This window comes from Pedobacter sp. (genome assembly GCF_035317785.1).
Classification (GTDB): domain Bacteria; phylum Bacteroidota; class Bacteroidia; order Sphingobacteriales; family Sphingobacteriaceae; genus Pedobacter.
Map to the genome: position 1 here is coordinate 1 of NZ_DATHGC010000335.1, position 19,890 is coordinate 19,890.

Here is a 19,890-nt window from a genome sequence, read left to right on the forward strand (position 1 = left end):
CGTTTCCGCGTCCTTTGATCTCCTTAACCAGGTTATCCACCACCGCTTGTTTATATTCAGGCTCAACCAGTTCCATATACACGGCCATTGCATTTGCAGTCTGGCTCCCGGTCGAATACTGCATGGTACTTTTATTAAAGAATTTCGTATTGAAAGCAGTTTTAACTTTCCCGGCCAGGTCACGGTATTTAGCCAGGTCATCAGTTTTATTCAGCAGTTTGGCAACCTTGCTGACGATGCTCAGGTTGTAATAATAAATTGCGGTGGCGGTAACGGCTTTAGGGGTCAGCTGTGCCTCGCCAGGATTTTTTGGCCCGATATCAAACCAGTCGCCCAGTCCGTGCGATAAAATATGACCCTGAGCCTTACCCTGCAGATAAGCAATGTATTTTTGCATCATGGGGTAGCTTTTAACCAATACTTCCTTGTCACCATACCATTCATAAACATACCAGGGCACAATGATCCCGCTGCTTCCCCATTCCGGAGAATCACGAAAACCGGCATCAAAATGCACATACTCCGGCGTAATGTCAGGCACCAGCCCATCTTTGGTCTGCCCGATAATCATATCGTCCACGATCTTTTTGTTGAGCGTAGCCACATCATAATTGTACTGGACAGAACCGCCCATCAAATGTGCCTGTTCCAGCCAGCCCAACTTCTCACGGTGCGGGCAATCGGTAAACACACTCACCATATTGCTTTTAATGGCCCAGTCGATCAGCGTATTGGTTTTGTTGAACAGCTCATTTGACGAGGTAAAAGTACCTGCCCGTTTGGCGGCATTCCTGATGTGCAGACTCTTGAGAGAAACCATTACCGGCTTGTTACCGGGATTGACTTCTTTTTCCGGAACAGCACCTTCCACCTGTATGTACCGGAACCCGTAGTAAGTGAATTTAGGCTGCCAGTGCTCAATGCCCTGTCCGCTCAGTGTATAGTCGTAATAATGTGGATCGCCGCTGGCAGACTGATTGACAGAACCGTCCTTGTTCAGCAGCTCTCCCGGAGAGATCCTTACTATGGCGCCGCGCTTGCCCTTTACTGCAATGGCCGGAATCGCCGAAGCATTCTGTCCCAGGTCGTATACCCACACGCCAGGTTTGACCTGCGTGATTTTAACGGGCGTAAAGTTTTCAAACACCTTTAATGGCTCTGCCATTTGGGAGTTCAGCACCGGGGATCCGCTTATAGCTATGGCATTTTTCCATGCTGTATCATCAAAGACCGGGGTATCCCAGCCTTTTTGTTCCAGCGTAGCATCATAATCCTCACCTCCGTAAATGCTGCTGAAAGTAACCGGGGAAGGTGCAGTTTTCCAGCTTTCATCAGTAATCACATTTTCCGTACTGCTGTCATTATATTCCAGTAAAAGACGGCAGATCAGTTTAGGATAACCATAAGCCCCTGTGATCTTCCGGTAACGCTTGTCCCTTGGAATGAAGTAAAAGCCATTGCCCAGGATCACACCCAGGGCATTACCGCCCTGTTTTATCTTTTGCGTCAGGTCAAATGTGACGTAAAGTGCCTGCTCATCATACTTGGTCCAGCCAGGATCCAGGAAATGATCACCAACTTTGACACCATTCAGGCTCAGGTCAAAATGCCCGAGACCAGATATAAATGCCGTAGCTCTTTTAACTGTTTTACTGACGCTAAATTTTTTGCGGAACAAAGGCAGCACATCATTCTTTTCCGGGAAATTACCTCGCATGTGAACTGCGGGAATGATTTTTTCCGTTTCACGCATTTCTTCATAGCCAATCCATTTCGCGTTCTTCCAGTCTTCTTTTTTTAGCAATCCCATCTGCCAGAAAGCGGTTTTACTCCAGTCGGAGCTGATGCCTTTATTGTCCCAGATCTTTACCTTGTAAAAATATTGCTTTCCGGGCTGCAGGGGCTTGCCTGCATACCGCACCTGGATCGAGGACGATGAAAGTACCTTGCCGGAATTCCATAGAGTTCCTTTACCGCTATTGAGTTCTGTTATTGTAGCCGCCACCAGGACTTGGTACGCAGACTGGCTTACGCTGCGGCCTTCTGCATTAAACTTCCAGCTCAATACAGGATTTACCGATTCCACACCAATGGGATTGGCTTTATATTCACACCTCAAAGAAATGATCTGAGGACCAGAAACGGAGAATCCGGATGCGGGCAGTAATAAAATAAGACAAAGTAAAAAGCAATAATAGCTGAAGTTCCTGTTCATGGGTCGGCAACAAAATATTTGGTTAGCAGCAATTCAGGCTGCATCTGCAATATGACAAATAACTCCAGTTAATGCAACCTGCACTATCCTGTTTTTTTGTATGCAATTGCATTCGCAATGATCCCTTTCTGTTACTATATTCTCATAGCTTCTTCTCAATGGTTGCTAGGGGGTTGAATGACCCCTGGGTTATACAACAGTGCAGGGACTCTGTTGGGGTAACCTTTTTAGGATTGCGACGTAATAGAATCATAAAACCAGCAATAAGGAGGTGGAAACGTATTATGAAACCATAACTAATGTTATATTGCTGAGCCAGTTTTTCACAGACGAAGAAACAGATAATGCTCATGAACCTTAAATCGCAAATTATAAAGAACATAAACACAATACGTTATTTTTTAACAATAGCAGCTGGATTCTGCATAGTTGCATGTAACCAAAACGAAGAGAAAAAAGGCCCTGTTAAAGTGGTAGATTATATCAAAAAGATAGAGGGACCAAGCGATACCTTATCAGCGCCTGCAGTACAAAAAGGGAAGGTGTTAATTTCCTATTCCGATTGTTATACCTGCCACACGGAAGACAAAAGAGCTAAAGGACCAGCTTTTAAAGACATTGCCGCGAGGTATCCTGTACAACAGGTATACATCGATTTACTTGCCCAAAAGATCATCAGCGGAGGTTTTGGCATCTGGGGGAACCCAGTGATGGACCCGCATCCTCATGTTACCACCCAGGATGCCCGGCTGATGGTAACTTATATCCTTTCGCTGAAAGAAAAATAATGCTTTTAACTGAGGCTACAGATTCCTCAAAAAATGAATCTCTCCTGTGGCCATCTCGATAGAAACCAATATCCTTCTGCCGCCTGCATACTCCTGTATGAACCAATCCGGATGCTCAGCGTTGCCCGCAGAAAAGGTCACTATTTGTCCATTCCTGAATTCATGCTGTACATTTTCAATTGCCGGAGTTAAACCGGTCTGAATTTGCAGGACAACGTCCTCACAAAATGTCTGAGTCTGGTTCATGTCGCTTTCGTTTAGATCTGGTTAGCAATAAACAAATATAATGCCTTAAATCTATGAAACATGATGTGTTGAAAATTCGTGAAATGTGGGGAATCTATTGAAGCCTCCTGTTCCCGAATTTATATCCATTGACAGACATGACCCTTTCAAACTCGTCAACGGTAAGTTTTCCAACACTTCGCTGCATCATGAGGTCCTGCCTCGTATATGAACTCATAAAATACAATGCGGTAATGTCTGTAATGTAGGTAAAGGGAACATACCCGCGATCTACCAGGCCCTGCAGAAACTTAGCGATCCGATCCATCAGAAGATTCGAAGCGCCGCTATCTTCCAGCAATTTCATCAGGGATTCTCCGTTGTCCAGCTGCTCCCTATGGTAGCGGTCAATCAGTTGAAGGGCACTCCGATATTGTTCTTCAGTAACTTTAACATTCATAACTTGTCCTTTAGTTGATCATTCGGTGTATAGCAAAAGTATATAAGTTTAACCTATCTTTCCAGTTAGCGGGCTGTTCAAAGTGTCCTTAAGCAGAACTTGAACAAAATGAATAAGGAAACAATTCATACAAAGGAGTTAAGTGTCATTAAATTAGTATTAATCTATTTAACCAAGTAACAGCAAAACCTGAAAGACTTAATGTATATATCACAATGAGGGGAGATTAAATAAAAGGACCGTAACGGGTCCTTTTATTTTTTCGCTGCGTTTCTTTATATTTACACTTGATATGCCAAATAAAAAACATACTGATGCTTTCAATATCAGCCGCTACTCTCTAAGCGGGCAGTTGCTGGAAACTTATCCCAATGCCAGAGTTGCCGCGCTGGCAATGAACTCTTCACAACAGCATATTTCTACCGCAGCAAGGAACAGCGGCAAAATTCATACTGCCTGCGGTTATATCTGGAGACGTGGAAATGCATTAGAAATTGATTTAAAACCTATATTAAAGAAAAAATGGTACGGTTCTTCACCGCTTGCGAGCCAACAGCAGACAGTCGGGCAATATGATCTTCAGGGGAACCTGATCAGGACGCATATCAATACCATAGCAGCGGCAAGGGCGGTTGGCGTACATCAAAATGGCATTCGTGATGTGATCAAGGGCCGTGGCTTAACTTATGGCGGCTTTATCTGGAGTAAAACCATCAGAAAAAAAATCCAGGTAGATCCAAAAATTGCCACGAATAAGTCCGGAATATCGCAATATGACCTGGACGGCAGGTGGATTAAGTCTTACAAAACTGGGCTGGAAGCGGCAAGGGAGACTGGTATCGGCAACGACAACATATCCCTCGCTATTAAAGGCAGTACATTAACAGCAGGTGGATTTTTGTGGCGTAAGGGGCACCAACTGAGAATTAACGTCAATGAACTGCGGAAACATCCGCGTTATGAAACCTCGGTATTGCACGAACACATGAAAGTCAAAAGGAAACAGTCCCGTCTGCTGATGGACCAGAAAAAAGTATAGATTTATGTTTTCCGGATGCGGATGATGTGCATCCAGTGCATCATTTTCATCAGCGGATATGTAGGATCAAATTCAAACCACCTGGAAGCAAAATTCGGACTGTTTGGCTTCTTATGGTGATTGTTCTGAAACAGTTCTCCCAGCATCAAAAAGTCGAGGGGCAGGGAGTTTTTGCTATGATCGTCATTGTCGTGATTTGAATAGCCATATTTATGACCGCACCAATTCACAATAGCACCATGTAAAGGGCCCATTAGAAAATGTATTGGCAGCAATAGGAACATCCACCATGCGGTTGCGAAAGTAACATAAAACCAAATATAGAACGCAATAAAAACGATCCTCGTGAACCATGAGTCGCCAATTTTATCAATTATTGGCCAGGAAGGATATTTGTCTCTAAACTGCTCTTCAGGTTCATGATTGAACTTAGCATAATTCAGGTAAATATTTTTGGTCTGGATCATCATTCCCCAGACATCCTTTACAAAATGCGGAGAATGAGGGTCTTTTTCTGTATCGCTGAATGCATGGTGCATGCGGTGCAAAATAGCATATGCTCTGGGATTTAAGAATGAAGATCCCTGAGACAAGAAGGTGATGGTGTAAAAGAACTTTTCCCAGAAGGGATTCATCTTAAACATTTTATGCGAAGCATATCTGTGCAGAAAAAATGTTTGAGAAAAAAGCGACAGAAACCAATGGGCAAGGAAGAATAATAAAATGATCATATATAGTATTAACGAAGATAAATTGTATTTAGTTCTATTTATCTCCCAAAATCGTCCTGTACGCGTACAATATCGCTTTCATCTGAAGGATTATTCAGATCAGTATGCTGCCAGATTTCTGAAACAATACCCCAGTCCTTCAAACCGATCAGGCGGTGTCTTTCACCTTGCTTTAACTTGATAGACTGGCCTGGAGTAAGCTCCTGCAATTCACCTTCTTCATCTGTATCGCTGGTGACCACACCAACAGTTCCGTTTACTACTCTCCATATTTCGGCACGGCGGTGATGGTACTGCCACGACAAACGGGTATCAGGGGCAACGATCAATATTTTAGGACTCAGTTTACCGGAGATCCGCAGCTCTTCCACGTTCAGCCCTTCAAAATAAACATTGGCAAATTGTTGAGCCTGATCTTCATCAATCACAAAAAAACCTCCCCACGGACGGGTCTCATCACGGTTCACTACATTAAAACCTTCAATTTTTAAGCGCTGTGCTACTCCTTCAAATATTTCTTTTTTCTGATCTGACATTTTATACCGGTATTATATTTTAATCCCCAAACTTAGATAAATTTGCTTTAAGAACCAATTCTACCGCTTTATTCCTCCCGGGAAAGTTTGTCAATTTCAAGCAGGTCATCATTCAGGGCCACAATGAGATCATAAAGTAAGGCTACATTTTTGTCATTGGAGTAGACTTTCTCCATGAGCAGGTCTGAATATTTTTCTAAAAATTCATCATAGAGCTCCTCAGGAATCTCTATCTCGTTTAACCGGATCTGGCAGCTCGTATGATACAAAAGCTGCGCTATTGAAAAGTAAACTGCGTTCAAATTGTATAGTACATCTTTATAGGTTTTACTCTCCCACTCTATAATGTAGGAAAAGAAATTATCTGATGCGAGCTGATTGTATTCCTCATTCTCCATTACCTCCATTTCGTCAAGGCTATTGATCAGGAAATAGGTTTTGGAGCAATCAATAACTTTATCAATCGAGTTCAGCAGGATCTGAACGACCGGATCATCAACAGATTCCAGCAATTCAAAATCATCAGAAGATATAGAATCGGGCTGTACCAGTCCTTTAAGATCAGACAGCTCATTTTCATAGGCAAGTATAAATCCATTTTTACAGTACTCAGAAATTATATGGCTAAGCACATGGGGCACAAGACCTTTTATAGCGTCATCTAACATCGCAGCTTTTTTAATTAGTGATGAAGTTAATTACATCCCCTGAGATAACAAAATCCGATCATCATATGCGAGGTTACAGTTGTCGCAATTCACCCTGTTTTTGGCGTATTTACGCCTTCAAACATTTCTGAAATGGCCGTAATTTTAACTCATTAAAACCAACATCATGAAAGCACAAACATTAAGTGACCTGCAAAAAGCCTCAGCTGATCTCCAAAACCTGATATCGGCTTTCAAACCAGAACAATTCAACAGTGTTCCTTTTGAAGGAAGCTGGACAGCAGGCCAGGTTGCCGACCACATTCTAAAATCTTATAGCGGTGTATTAGAGGTCATCATCGATCAGGCCGGACCAACGGAAAGGAAACCGGACGAAAAGATTGAGGCGATTAAAGACCTGTTCCTGAATTTTGACACCAGAATGAGTTCACCGGATTTCGTACTGCCTGCTGCTCCGCCGCACAGTCAGCAAACTTTGCTTCAGGAAGTAAATGACTTGTTAGCTAAGATGACTGCAGCGATCGCATCACAAGATCTTTCAGCGACTTACAATGCTTTCGAACTTCCCGGATTTGGCAAGTTTACCAGGCTGGAATGGGTCTATTTCCTGGTCTATCACCTGCAGCGTCACAATCATCAGCTGAATAAGATCTACCAAAAAATAAACTAAAAAAGCCTCCCGATTTTACACCGGAAGGCTTTTTACAAGGGTATATTACTTATTAAGCTGGTTATTGATCCGCTTAACGATATAATCAATATCAAAAGGCTTGCTGATGTAGTCATTGGCCCCGGCATCTAAACTTTTTTGTTTGTTCTGATCATTTGCAGACATGACAATAATCGGGATGTGCCCGGTAAATGGGTCGCCTTTTAAATCAGTACAAATATCTGTACCATCTCCGTCCGGAATCATTACATCAAGAATAAATAAATCGGGGACAGAGTCTTTTAGTTTACTTTTTAGTTCAGCAAAAGAGGAAGACAACTGGAGTTCATAACCCTCGTCTTTTAATAAGACACCGATTATATACCTTATATCTTCGTCATCTTCAAGTACATGTATTCTTTTTACCATTGTCGATTTGTTTTATGTTGGTTTACTGTCTGTTATATAAGCAACAATTTTGCCACATCTGGTAACTGAATACATTTGTTACCCTTATTTAGATTTTATCCATATCGCAATGTCATTGATCACTCCCGGAGATACATTCGCCGGTACGCTATATTGTTTCAAATCGCTTTTGTCCTTTTGCGCGATCATCATATGGTTGAGTTCAGGATATAATTTCAGTGTGGCAGTTTTCTTTGTACCTAAGGCTGTTTTCCACAGATTAAAATCCGTAACGGAAACCTGGGAATCATTTGCTCCCTGAGCTACAAAAATCCGCTGACTGATCAGCTTTTTGGCTGTCGTCACCTGATTGTAAAGATTAAGATCTACCCAATAAGCCGCAGGCAGACCAAAAATACTCGAGTCCGGTTTTAAGGTCCCCAGCTTTGTGATCCTTGACCTGTTCAATTCCTTTACAACACTATCAAGCTGTAATCTGCCCGCCTTTGTCGTATCTTTTTCCAGTTCAAACATATATTTGGTCTGCTCAACGATGAGGTCTGTCAATTTCCTGGCCGGGGCGGCGAGCAGGATAACACCTTTAAGATCCGGCGCCAATACAGCCGCTTTTGGTGCCATCATACCACCAAGGTTGTGACCAAGCAGGTAGATCTGTTTTTTATTTGCAGCAGGAATAGTCCTTGCCAGAGCGATTGCAGCCAGTGCATCATCCATTACTTCTTCTTTAACTGTAAATGTCCCGGCAAACTCCCGGGTATAGAGCATGGTCCTCTTTACGTAACGGATACTGGCAATTCCTTTTGAAGCTAAGCCGGATGCCAGGTCTTTAAACGGCTTGTTGGGGCCAAAGGTCTCATCCATATCCTGCGGACCGGATCCGTGTACAAGCACCACAATAGGATAGGTGGCTGCCTTTTTAGGGACGGTCAATATGCCAACCAGACTGTGCTTTGCAGTTTTCACATAGATCTCTTTTTCTTTATATAATGTGGTGTCTGCATAGGCGGGTGTAACGTAGGCAGCCCCCTTGCGGCTTGGCTGAAGAAAAAACCCGACCAACTTTTCAGTTTTATCAAATGCAAGGAGGAAGTCCTGACTGTCATTGGTAAACTTCCCCTCGAGGGTTACTACAAAATGCTCTCCCTGACTCTTACTGCTGGTCACCTGGATATTTTCCAGTTTGCCCAGTTTTTCAGCCAGTTTAATCCAGATCTGTTTCACATTGTCTTCTGAAACCTTAGCCTGAAAATTGGCATCAAAAAAACCATAGGCCTCGGTATATTTTTCTTCTGAAAGCAGTTTAAAGAAATCTTCTGAACGGCCGATCATGTTCAGGATGCCCTGTGAAAATGCCGAAGTTGTAAATAACAATAAGGTAAAAAGTAGTAAGATGGTCCGCTTCATATCGGGTTTAAATTAGTTTTTAATTGTGTAAGTGACCACTACCGGAAGATGATCTGAGGCATGGATATCATTGAGGACCTGGTGACTGCTGACTGTAAAAGGACTTCCCTTCTTCAGCAGTACAAAATCTATTTCATTTCTGGGATTCAGGTCGGGACTGGTTGGCTGACAGTCTGCCTGGCAGCTGCGGCTAAAATATTGCTCCAGTATCCGCATGGCGGGGGTTGCAGCTGTGAGGTTAAAATCCCCGGCAAGGATTACGGTGCCTTTACGTACACTCAGGATCTTGTTTATTTCAGCTACCTGCAGCAACCTGTGCTCATCTTTCAGGTCGAGGTGTGTACAGGCAAAATCAATTTTGATCCGGCCCGGAAGCGTGACATTAATGACCGCGAGGGAACGCTGTTCTGCTTTTAGCCCTTCTTTGAAGGGCAGCAGATGGCGTTCTGTTTTGTTGATCTTAAATTTTGACAATATGGCAATGCCATATTCCCCGCCTTCATGATCTATTCCTTTAGAAAAAAAAGCATACATCCCGGTAAGTTCCGCGAGTTTTTTCACTTCATCTATACCTCCGCTTCTTTTGGTCAGCACATCCAGTTCCTGCAGGGCAACCAGGTCAGGTGCCTGTCCCTTAATAACCTCAGCAATTGCTTCCAGGTCGATCAGCCCTTCCTTTGCAGGAGGATTTCCATGATGGATATTATAGGTCATTACCTTTAATGTTCCCTGCTGTGCATTTGCCCTGGGAGCAGCAAAGCAAACTACGGACAGCAGCAATGCTGTCAATAAATGACGTATCGATACTTTCATACTTGTCTGAGAGGAGCGGTTTCTATAGCTGTGAATATAAACTGGTTTCTTTTTGCTCCGTAAATATATTCAAATAACTATCATTTCGAAAAGCCCAGCTCTTTAAACAGCGATTCTTTATAATTACTCCCTATCGGAATCTCTGTATTACTGATGAATATGCGGTTCCCTTCTATATGGTCAATTTTTTCTTTATTGATCAGAAATGAGCGATGGGTGCGCAGAAAAAGTGACGCCGGCAGCAATTCCTCAAGATTTGAAAAGGGCATTTTGGGCATCAGTACGCTTCTTTCTGTTACAATCCTGGTGTAATTGCCCTGAGCCTCAGCATAAAGCAGCTCGTCATGCCTGATCTTGTAGATCTTGCCGTCAGTTTTGATGAAGATAAAATCTTCTGTTTTTGATGAAGCTCCTTCCATGACCTGCTGGTCCTTTTTATCTGGTTTGGCCTGAAGTTTTTCGAATGCTTTGTCTACCGCAATGATAAACCGCTCAAAAGAAAAAGGTTTCAGCAGGTAGTCGCAGGCGGCCAGGTCAAAAGCATCCGTAGCATATTCTTTATAAGCAGTGGTAAAAATGATCTGTGGTTGATTTTTTAGTGTCTTAGCAAAAGAAACCCCGTCGATGACCGGCATATTGATGTCCAGGAATAAAATATCAATGTGTTGTGACTGCAGGATACTTTTGGCTTCCAGTGCATTCCCACAGGAAGCCACGATATGGAGCATCTCCAAATGTTCGCAATAGCTTTTGATAATGTCCCTGGCTATGGGCTCGTCGTCGACAATCAGGCAACTGATCTTCATTTTATTTCATTTTTAGCTGAAGCTCTACCGTGTAAAATAATTCATCGCTTCTTACATTGAGCTCATGCGCATTGGGATAAAGCAGTTCGAGTCTTTTATTCACGTTTGGAAGCCCGACACCCCCGCTCCCGTTCAATATATTGTTTTCTTCCCCATCCTGCCCATAGCTGTTCCTGACAGAGAACAAAACAGAGCCACCCCATGTCCTGAGACTAATATCCACAAATATTTCCGGTGAAGCCGTATTTTTGGAATGCTTAAATGCATTTTCAATAAATACGATCAGCAGCATAGGCGCTATCTTAATTTCCGGATCTATCATTTCTTCAAGATCTGTGCTCAGCACCAGCCTGTCGCCGATCCTTATCTTTTCAAATTCGATATAGTTTTTGATATAGGCCATTTCATTTTTTAAAGGCACGTATATTTCACTGGCATCATAAACAGAATACCGCAGCAATTCTGAAAGTTTGAGCAATAAAGGCGGTATTTTCTGATGGTCCGTAATGGAAAGCCCGTACAGGTTATTCAAGGTATTGAACAAAAAATGAGGACTCAGCTGGGACTGTAAAAGGTTCAGCTCACTCTGGCTGTGTGCGGCCTGGCTTTTGGCTTCGGTCAGTTGGTTTTGGGTAACCGTATGCATCACCTTGATCATCATACCCGATGCAATGCTGATCAGTAAAAAGGGAAGCCAGAACAACAGCAAATTGATAGCGGTCCTCCCATTAAGCGGGAAATCGGCATGAAAGAAAAGCCAGGCTATGCTGGCTACAATAAGTAAGGCTAGTCCGGACAGCACATCCTTCGGAAAAGTCTTTAAACCAGAGGCCCATACCTGCGAGATATACCTTCCGGTAAAAACGCCCATGATAAAAAAAACGGTAGCTGCAAAAGCAACCGAATCATCTGCATATACCTGTATAGACTCGACGTATCCTTTTACCGCTATGTAGATTGGAATGCCGGCCAGGCAAGCCAGTATGAAATACAGCTTGCTGCCAAAAAAACCAAAGTTCGATTTCTCTTTTACGTTATTCATCTCATTTCTGTTTGCAACATTTTAACCATGCACAAATCTGGGCACAATGCTCCTCTAATAAAAATCCTGCGGACGAAAGGGCTAAAATGAGTGACAAATGACCGTTTATGGGTTTCAGTCGTTTTCGACACCCCATTTGCGGGTTCTGTCATCAGGTATCCAAGGTACAACATATTTTTTTTCCCGCCCAGTGACATCATTCAATATTTGCATCATCAATAACCCGAATCATCACTTAAAAAAATAAAAATGAAGACACGCTTCTTTCTTATTCTTGCACTAATCATTCCCATTGCAGGACTAACGCAAACGACAGAAAAAAAACCCATACAAAAAAAAGACACCACAAAGACAGCTGATAAAAACATCAACCTAAAAGAAGTCGTCATCAAATCCAAACGTCCGCTGATCCAGATGGAGATTGACAAGACCGTTGTAAATGTAGCTTCTATGATCAGCAGCGCCAGCAGCAATACCCTCGAAGTGCTGGAAAAAACACCGGGTGTAACCGTAAATGCAAACGGAGAAATTAGTCTCAATGGACGAGGCGGTGTGATGGTGCTGATCGATGGACGGCCGACTTATATGGGAGGCTCAGATCTGGCCAGCTACCTCAAATCAATCCCCGGAGGAAACCTCGACAAGATCGAACTGATGGACAACCCGCCGGCCAGGTACGATGCAGCCGGTAATGCCATCATCAACATCCGCATGAAAAGGAACAGGATAGGTGGATTTACCGGAAACCTGTCATCGGGCTATACCCAGGGAAAATTTGCCAGGAACAACAATTCTTTGAACCTGAACTACAACCACAAAAAAATAAATGTATTCAGCAACATAGGCTATAGCTATGAGAAAAATTATTCTTTGGACAGCTACAACAGGAGCTTTTTCAGCCCCGCCGACGTGCAGACTTCAAGGGTATTTCTGAACAATGAGCAGGAATACAAAAACGACGGGCTCAATACTACGCTCGGTATAGATTATGCCGCAACCGAAAATACGACCTACGGCGTCCAGCTCGGATTAAACAAGAACCAAAAAAATGGCTATCTGAACTCCAGCAGCAATAACTATAGTTTTGACAAACTGGACAGCCTCGGCAGGGGATATATTACAGGCGGCGACGAAAAGACCAATTTAAATACCAATTTCAATTTCACCCACCGCTTTGGCAAAAGTGGGAAAGAGCTCAGCGCCGATGCCAGCTACCTGCGTTACACAGGCACAGGCAACCAATCGCTGCAAAACCAGGTTTTCGAGTCCGACGGATTACTGTCAGGTTCTAATGATTTTCTATACCACATCCCGGCTGTCATGAACATTTACACCATCAAATCTGACTATGTCCACCCGCTAAAAAACAAGACAAAAATTGAAGCCGGATTCAAATGGAGTACTGTTAAAAACGACAATAAATCTGATTATTACCAGGTAGAAGGCCAGCAGCAAACCATAGACAACGGCAGGTCCAACCATTTTAAATACCGTGAAGATTTTAGTGCGGCTTACATCAGTGCGCAGAAGGCATGGAAACAATTTGGCATCCAGCTTGGCCTTCGTGCTGAACATACCAGCGCTGAAGGAATCCAGCTCGGAAACTCCGCAGTAGCAGGCAGCAGCTTTACAAAAAGCTATACCCAGTTCTTTCCGAGTGTATTCTTAAACTACAAACTGGACACCATATCCAGAAACACACTGGCCTTTGCCCTGACCAGGAGGATCAACCGGCCAAACTATCAGGTCCTCAATCCATTCGTATTTTACCGCGATCAGTATTCGTACACCTCCGGAAATCCTGAGCTGGTGCCCCAGTACCAATACCGTTATGAGCTTAAATACCAGTTTAAACAAACACTGCGTGTGGGCCTGAGCTATAACCATTTTACCAATGTCATCTTCAACACCACCAATGTGGTGGACAATATTTTCATCACCAAACCTGAAAATGTAACTGAGGGCTATATGCTCCTGCTAAACACAGGTGTATCCTTATCGCCAGCCAAATGGTGGTATTCGAACACCGAAATTCTGCTTTCAAAAATGGGACTTGACGGACAGGCCTATGGCGAAAAACTAAATCCCAGCACATATGTCGCCCGGATCAACCTGCTGAACCAGTTCCAGTTTGGGAAAGGCTGGAGCGCAGAACTGGGCGGCTATTATGCCAGCAGGGACCTCAACGGCCAGACATTTACCGCAGGAATGTACCGCGCCAATGCGGGACTACAGAAAAAGATCCTCAAAGACAAAGGAAGCATCAGGTTCAATATGGACGACATTTTTCACAGCTGGAAATACGAAAACCGCTCCATAGCACTGAAGCAAGCCTACTTTTATCAGGCCAGCGAATCGGACACCAGGAGATTCGGAATAGCTTTTACCTATAGTTTTGGCAGCGAAACCTTCGCCCGGAAAAGCAAACACCGGGACAACTCCCTGGACGAAGAAAAAGGAAGGATGCAATAAAAGAAAAAGCCGGGTTAAACCCCGGCTTTTTTGATGACTTCCAATGTTTTTCTTAAGCCCGTTTCTGCGACTTTCTGCAAATCTTCTTTCCAGTAGTTCGGATTGTACAACTCCAGCGAAACACAGCCTTTAAATCCTGTTGCTTTCAGGTCTTTTAAGATCTGCGGCAGAGGCAGAATCCCGTCACCGGGGTAAACACGGTGCTGGTCGCCCAGGTCTTCTACTGCAGCAGGAGAGGATGGCACATCGCCAAACTGAAAAATAGCAATTGAATTGCCGCTGATCATTTTCAGGCCTTCAAAACCGCCCTCAGATATGTACATATGATAAGTATCCGGGATGATCATCGCCTCGGGATGGTTGGCATCCATCGCGATCCCCATAGCTTGTCCCATTGTCTTTACCGGCTGGTATTTTACAAAGACCAGCGCCGGGTGGATGTTGAATTCCTTCAGCCCGATCTCCAGTATATCGCGGTACCTCGCGGCAATCCATTTCTGATTGTAGTTTTCTCCGGCCGTATTGGGAATGGTCTGAATGTGTTTCGCACCGATTTCAGCAGCCATACGCATCCGGTTCCGGGTGTCTTTTAATGACGCGTCAAATAGTTCTCTGGTAGGCGGCAGGGCGTTCCATAATCCGATCACACTTGGCACAAACAACCCAAGATCTTTGATCTCTTTTCCGAGGTCTTTCAGATTACCTCCCTTGGCCTCAAATTCCTGAAGTTCACCATCCCATGGCTCTATCGCGTCATAACCAGCTTTTGCTGCTATTTTTATTTTATCTTTCAATGAAGCGGGTCTAATTGTAGCGGTATCCAGGCAGATTGGCCATGGACTTACGCCTTTTTGATAACGCTTATCTTTTTTTTCGGTCTTTGAAGAGGTATTTCCAAGTGCTAATGAAGACGTTCCGGAGATTACGGCTGCAGCTGCGCCAAGATTAATGAAGTTTCTGCGATTCATGGTTATATTTAGGTTTGCAGCCCCAATATACAATTTAAAATAATATCACTTCACCTCTCGCCGGTAACAAAACGGAGAGTTTGAACCAGCAATTACTGTTTGTGAGTGTTTGCTCATGATGGTTTCAAATTACGGTAAAAGCAATTAGCTTTGATAAAAGATCAAAATATGACAACAGATTATTCAGGAAAGGCGAACAACGAGGAGATCAGGACAAGATTTGACAATGATGTAGAACGTTTCTCAAACCTGGAAACGGGACAACAGACCACCATTGATGCCCCGCTGACCATGGAATTGTGTACAGAAGCGGCAAAATACATCAGCCCAAATGCTAAAGAATTGCTGGACATCGGTTGTGGCGCAGGCAACTATACATTAAAAATGCTTAGCAAAATCCCCAACCTGAACTGTACTTTGAATGACCTGAGCCTTCCGATGCTGGAAAAAGCAAGAGAAAGGGCTGCAGCACAGACCATGGGCAATGTTGTTGCCATACAGGACGATATGCGGAACCTTGACTTGCCTGAAGATCATTTTGATATTGTACTGGCTGCTGCCACATTTCACCACCTGCGTGATGACGCAGACTGGGAACTTGTGTTCAGCAAGATCTACAAGGCATTGAAACCCGGCGGCAGCATCTGGATCTCAGACCTGATCGCCCATGATGCCGCAGCGGTCAGTAAACTCTTCGAGGATAAATACGGTGCCTATCTGGAAACCCTGGGAGGCCCGGAATACCGGCAAAAGGTATTCGACTACATTGCTTACGAAGACACTCCACGCTCGCTGAACTACCAGCTCGGCCTGTTGAAAAAGGTCGGGTTCAGAGCTACAGAGATCCTGCACAAGAACTCATGTTTCGCCGCATTCGGAGCCATAAAATAACATTAAAAAAAATCATCCTATATTTAAATTAAAATATAGTTGACGCGCTAAAAAAACAAACAGGATGAATCATTCCGAACACTTAAACCTGCTTTTGCTCAAGCTCGAAAACCTTCAGATCAGACATGAAGGTTTTGAAGCTGAGATCAAAGCATTAAAAGAAGAAGTCAGGTCGCTGCAATCCCCAGGCATTGCTCCAGAAAGAACAGTTCCTGCACCCTCCGCGCCGGCACCTGATCCTGATGTTGTTCAACCGGCGGTGCATTACCCTCCGAAAAAACCGGAATCAGTTTTAGCGAGCAGCAGTGTTCCGGCACCACTGTCAGAGCGCCCGGTTTTTTCCGAAGCCCCTGCGCAACCGAATTTTGCCAATAAATTTAAACGTGAAAATCTCGGTAAGTCTGACTTTGAAAAGTTCATCGGTGAAAATCTGATCAGCAAGCTTGGTATACTGATACTGATCCTTGGTGTAGCTGTCGGTGCAAAATATGCCATCGACCACGACATGGTCAGTCCTTTGACCCGGATTGTACTCGGCTATCTGGTAGGCATCTGCCTGATGGCGTTTGCCATTAAACTAAAAGCCAAATACGAGAGCTTCTCGGCTGTACTGGTAAGTGGTGCCATTGCCATTATGTATTTCATTACCTATGCAGCTTACGATTTTTACGGGCTGATCCCTCAGGCAATGGCCTTTGCACTGATGGTGATATTCACCTCCTTTTCAGTCGTTGCCGCAACGCAGTACAACAAACAGGTGATTGCACATATTGGTCTGGTCGGCGCATATGCCGTGCCTTTTTTACTGAGCGACGGGTCTGGAAAAGTGGTGGTGCTGTTTAGCTACATGGCCATAATCAATGTCGGGATACTGATATTGAGTTTTAAAAAGTACTGGAAACCACTATTTTATGTCTCCTTTGGGCTGACCTGGCTGATCTTCCTGGCCTGGCGGTTTGAGCTGGATTCAAGTGACAGCCATTTCAACACCTCATTGCTTTTCTCCGCGCTCTTTTTTATGATATTCTACGTGACCAACCTGGCCTACAAAGTGAGTAAGGCCGAAACTTTTGGCTTCGGTGATGTGGTCATTATCCTCCTAAACTCATTCATTTACTACGGAATAGGGTATTTCATTTTGTCAGAAAACAAGACCGGTGCAGAGCTGCTGGGCATATTTACCCTGATCAATGCCATTATTCATTTCGTAGTCAGCCTCATCATTTACAAAAGGAAGCTGGCCGATAAAAAACTTTTCTACCTGATCCTGGCCATGGTGATCACCTTCATTACAATGGCGGTTCCGGTACAGCTCAATGGTGGCTGGGTCACGGTATTCTGGGCCGTCGAAGCGGCTATCTTGTTTTACCTGGGCCGGGAGAAGAAGATCACCATTTACGAACGCCTTTCTTTCCCGCTGATATTCCTGGCATTTCTAAGTCTGTTACAGGACTGGACTGAGTACCTGGCTCCTTTTGGTGATACTCCTGAAACCATAAAACCCATTCTGAATGTTGGTTTTCTGATGGCCTGCATTTTCATTGCTGCGTTTACCTGGATGCTCAGCATCAGCAGAAAGCAAATCGACGATCCGCACAGACCGATAAAGATCGACCGGGTACTCAGCTTCGCGATCCCCTCCATCCTGGCCTTCGTAACTTACATGACTTTCAGGATCGAGATCGTCAAATATTTTGACGGGTTGCTTGTGCAGACCCAAATAAGGCTCAATCCTTCACAAAAAACAGATTATCCGTCATTTGCATCAAACTACGATTACGAATTACTAAAGACAGCCTGGATATTCATCTACAGCTTGTTCTTTACCGCTGCGCTGATTTTGTTTAACCTGAAAAAATTAAAGAACGAAAACCTGGCCATAGCCAATATCCTGATCACCCTGGTCGTGATACTGGCTTTCCTGCTACAGGGGCTGTACAACTTAAGTGAGCTCCGGGAGAGCTACCTGCTTCAGGGCAGTAAATATTTCATCAGCGGATCTATAAATATTGTGATCAGGTACATTTCATTTGCTTTTTTTGCTTTACTGCTGTTCATGTGCTACCGCCTGAGCCGCTCAGGGCTCACAAAGCAAAAGTCTCCGGCTGCATTTGATTATTTGCTGTATATTTCCCTGTTGTGGATACTGAGCAGTGAACTGATCAACATCATTTCCCTTTCAGGTTTAAGCGGCAGCTATAAACTCGGGTTAAGTATCTTATGGGGAGTATATGCCCTGTTCCTGATCAGCATAGGTCTGGCAAAAAAAAAAAACACCTGCGCATCGGTGCTATCGTATTATTCGGCATTACACTGGTCAAACTCTTTTTATATGACATCGCTTACCTCAATACCATAGCAAAGACCATTGTTTTTGTATCTCTGGGTGTGCTGCTGCTTATCATTTCATTCCTTTACAACAAGTACAAACATTTAATTACCGATGATGCTAAAGCTGAAGATTAACGTTTTTTTACTGTGTATGATGCTTGTCCTGGGACTGAGCGCGCAAACGGACAGGTATAAATATAAACGCGCGATAAGCGGAGTCACTTCAACATGGCACACAGTACAGCTGCCGGACCAGCTGCTAAAAAACATACAGCCGGGTTTTAGGGACATCAGGATCTTTGGGATCAGCGGAAAAGACACCCTTGAGATTCCCTATATATTAAAACAAAGAGCGGACAAGATCAGCAGCACGAAAATTGATTTTAAACAGCTCAACCAGACTGTGAATGAAAATGGATATTATTTTACCTTTCAGTCGCCCGCAGTAAATACCATCAACCAGATCAGCCTCAGTTTTAAACAGGCAAATTTCGACTGGAAAGCAAATCTGGAAGGCAGCAATGACAACAAAGAGTGGTTTAAGATCCTGAATGATTACCGGATTTTATCGATCAAAAATAACGACACTGATTATGAGTTTACCAGACTAAACTTTCCGGATGCCAAATTTCAGTACTTCAGGGTCTTATTAAAAAGCCCCGTGCCGCCGGTATTGGTATCCGCCAAAATCGCTAAAACAGATACCGTAAAAGGTGTCTATAAAAACATCAGTCACAGGCCGTTCCGGATCACAAAAGATGTCGTTACAAAGGCGAGCATCATTGATGTCACATTAGATGGCCTGGTCCCGGTTTCCTACCTAAAGATCAATGCCCAAAGCGATTTCGATTTCTACCGGGCGGTCAAAATTGAATATGCGACCGACAGTTTTAAAACAGACAAAGGAATTCAATACAATTATTCGGACTTATATGAGGGTACGATAACCTCCCTGGAAAAGCCTGAATTCAGTTTTAACAACACCATTGCATCGAGACTGAGGATCACGATCCAAAACAACGACAACAAGCCTTTGCGCATCAGCTTACTGGAACTGAAAGGCAATATCTACGAGTTAATAGCCCGCTTTGATGACCAGAAATATGTCTATGCCCTGTACTACGGAAACCCCGATGTCCCGGCGCCAAGTTACGACATAGAGAAATTTGAGCAGAAGATCCCGGGAGATCTAAGCGCTGTTGCTGTCGGTGAACAGCAAAACAACCCCGCTTATACCGTAAGAACTGAAACACCTTTATTTGAGAACAAAGCCTGGCTCTGGGGATTAATGGCCGTCATCATTGTTCTCCTGGGTTGGTTCTCTTTTAAGATGCTGAAGAACTCCGCCGGCAGTTAAGATTTTGAATTTTATTTTACTTTCTTTACCGAAAGTTTTGACCCATCTGATTTAAATCTAATACAT

General features: G+C 43.7%; 18 protein-coding genes and 1 pseudogene. 7 read left to right on the top strand and 12 right to left on the bottom strand.

Annotated features, from left to right (window positions below; translation table 11 throughout):
- Positions 1-2,215: family 78 glycoside hydrolase catalytic domain (locus tag VK541_RS21280; RefSeq protein ID WP_324372509.1), on the bottom strand; the 2,215-nt coding region annotated here is incomplete at its 3' end.
- A 350-nt stretch (positions 2,216-2,565) separates the two neighbouring features.
- Here VK541_RS21280 and VK541_RS21285 point away from each other — a divergent pair.
- Complete coding sequence (locus tag VK541_RS21285) at positions 2,566-3,003, top strand: c-type cytochrome (protein WP_324372511.1); 438 nt, start codon at positions 2,566-2,568, stop codon at positions 3,001-3,003.
- Between the two features lie 15 nt (positions 3,004-3,018).
- Here VK541_RS21285 and VK541_RS21290 read toward each other — a convergent pair whose 3' ends face one another.
- Together VK541_RS21290 and VK541_RS21295 are read right to left on the bottom strand one after the other, a co-directional pair.
- The gene (locus tag VK541_RS21290; protein WP_324372512.1) at positions 3,019-3,249 is read right to left on the bottom strand and encodes a hypothetical protein; all 231 of its coding nucleotides are present in this window, start codon (positions 3,247-3,249) and stop codon (positions 3,019-3,021) included.
- Positions 3,250-3,343: 94 nt separating this feature from the next.
- Complete coding sequence (locus VK541_RS21295; protein ID WP_324372513.1) at positions 3,344-3,688, bottom strand: hypothetical protein; 345 nt, start codon at positions 3,686-3,688, stop codon at positions 3,344-3,346.
- A 292-nt stretch (positions 3,689-3,980) separates the two neighbouring features.
- Here VK541_RS21295 and VK541_RS21300 point away from each other — a divergent pair, with 292 nt between their 5' ends.
- Positions 3,981-4,727 (top strand): NUMOD1 domain-containing DNA-binding protein, encoded by a 747-nt coding sequence (locus VK541_RS21300; RefSeq protein ID WP_324372515.1) that lies wholly within the window; start codon positions 3,981-3,983, stop codon positions 4,725-4,727.
- A 2-nt stretch (positions 4,728-4,729) separates the two neighbouring features.
- Here VK541_RS21300 and VK541_RS21305 read toward each other — a convergent pair whose 3' ends face one another.
- From VK541_RS21305 to VK541_RS21315, 3 genes are all read right to left on the bottom strand, one after another.
- Positions 4,730-5,458 carry an acyl-CoA desaturase gene (locus VK541_RS21305; protein WP_324372516.1) on the bottom strand — a complete coding sequence of 243 codons (729 nt, stop codon included), beginning with the start codon at positions 5,456-5,458 and terminating at the stop codon, positions 4,730-4,732.
- Between the two features lie 38 nt (positions 5,459-5,496).
- A complete protein-coding gene (locus VK541_RS21310; protein ID WP_324372517.1) occupies positions 5,497-5,994 on the bottom strand; it encodes a phosphoheptose isomerase in 498 nt (165 codons plus the stop codon).
- Positions 5,995-6,062: 68 nt separating this feature from the next.
- Positions 6,063-6,662 carry a hypothetical protein gene (locus VK541_RS21315; protein ID WP_324372518.1) on the bottom strand — a complete coding sequence of 200 codons (600 nt, stop codon included), beginning with the start codon at positions 6,660-6,662 and terminating at the stop codon, positions 6,063-6,065.
- Between the two features lie 166 nt (positions 6,663-6,828).
- Here VK541_RS21315 and VK541_RS21320 point away from each other — a divergent pair, with 166 nt between their 5' ends.
- On the top strand, positions 6,829-7,332 hold the full coding sequence (locus tag VK541_RS21320; RefSeq protein WP_324372519.1) for a DinB family protein: 504 nt from the start codon (positions 6,829-6,831) through the stop codon (positions 7,330-7,332).
- Between the two features lie 45 nt (positions 7,333-7,377).
- On the opposite strand, the gene VK541_RS21325 is transcribed toward VK541_RS21320, so the two are convergent.
- The 5 genes from VK541_RS21325 to VK541_RS21345 all read right to left on the bottom strand — a co-directional run bounded on the left by VK541_RS21325 (position 7,378) and on the right by VK541_RS21345 (position 11,805).
- Positions 7,378-7,740, bottom strand: a complete 363-nt coding sequence (locus VK541_RS21325) for a response regulator transcription factor (RefSeq protein ID WP_324372520.1) — start codon at positions 7,738-7,740, stop codon at positions 7,378-7,380.
- Between the two features lie 84 nt (positions 7,741-7,824).
- A complete protein-coding gene (locus tag VK541_RS21330) occupies positions 7,825-9,144 on the bottom strand; it encodes a DUF3887 domain-containing protein (protein ID WP_324372521.1) in 1,320 nt (439 codons plus the stop codon).
- A gap of 12 nt (positions 9,145-9,156) precedes the next feature.
- Positions 9,157-9,957: an endonuclease/exonuclease/phosphatase family protein gene (locus tag VK541_RS21335; RefSeq protein ID WP_324372522.1), complete on the bottom strand. Its 801-nt coding sequence runs from the start codon at positions 9,955-9,957 to the stop codon at positions 9,157-9,159.
- 80 nt (positions 9,958-10,037) lie between these two features.
- On the bottom strand, positions 10,038-10,763 hold the full coding sequence (locus VK541_RS21340; RefSeq protein WP_324372523.1) for a LytTR family DNA-binding domain-containing protein: 726 nt from the start codon (positions 10,761-10,763) through the stop codon (positions 10,038-10,040).
- A gap of 1 nt (position 10,764) precedes the next feature.
- Positions 10,765-11,805 carry a sensor histidine kinase gene (locus VK541_RS21345; protein WP_324372524.1) on the bottom strand — a complete coding sequence of 347 codons (1,041 nt, stop codon included), beginning with the start codon at positions 11,803-11,805 and terminating at the stop codon, positions 10,765-10,767.
- Positions 11,806-12,054: 249 nt separating this feature from the next.
- Here VK541_RS21345 and VK541_RS21350 point away from each other — a divergent pair, with 249 nt between their 5' ends.
- Positions 12,055-14,277 carry an outer membrane beta-barrel family protein gene (locus VK541_RS21350; RefSeq protein ID WP_324372526.1) on the top strand — a complete coding sequence of 741 codons (2,223 nt, stop codon included), beginning with the start codon at positions 12,055-12,057 and terminating at the stop codon, positions 14,275-14,277.
- A 14-nt stretch (positions 14,278-14,291) separates the two neighbouring features.
- On the opposite strand, the gene VK541_RS21355 is transcribed toward VK541_RS21350, so the two are convergent.
- Positions 14,292-15,245 carry a sugar phosphate isomerase/epimerase gene (locus VK541_RS21355; RefSeq protein ID WP_324372527.1) on the bottom strand — a complete coding sequence of 318 codons (954 nt, stop codon included), beginning with the start codon at positions 15,243-15,245 and terminating at the stop codon, positions 14,292-14,294.
- Between the two features lie 168 nt (positions 15,246-15,413).
- Here VK541_RS21355 and VK541_RS21360 point away from each other — a divergent pair, with 168 nt between their 5' ends.
- The 3 genes and pseudogenes from VK541_RS21360 (at position 15,414) to VK541_RS21370 (ending at position 19,824) form a co-directional block, all read left to right on the top strand.
- The gene (locus VK541_RS21360; RefSeq protein WP_324372528.1) at positions 15,414-16,136 is read left to right on the top strand and encodes a class I SAM-dependent methyltransferase; all 723 of its coding nucleotides are present in this window, start codon (positions 15,414-15,416) and stop codon (positions 16,134-16,136) included.
- Positions 16,137-16,200: 64 nt separating this feature from the next.
- A pseudogene (locus VK541_RS21365) lies at positions 16,201-18,602 on the top strand (DUF2339 domain-containing protein).
- Positions 18,580-19,824, top strand: a complete 1,245-nt coding sequence (locus VK541_RS21370) for a DUF3999 family protein (protein WP_324372529.1) — start codon at positions 18,580-18,582, stop codon at positions 19,822-19,824. Before VK541_RS21365 ends, VK541_RS21370 begins: the two are co-directional and overlap by 23 nt.
- Positions 19,825-19,890: the final 66 nt, after the last annotated feature.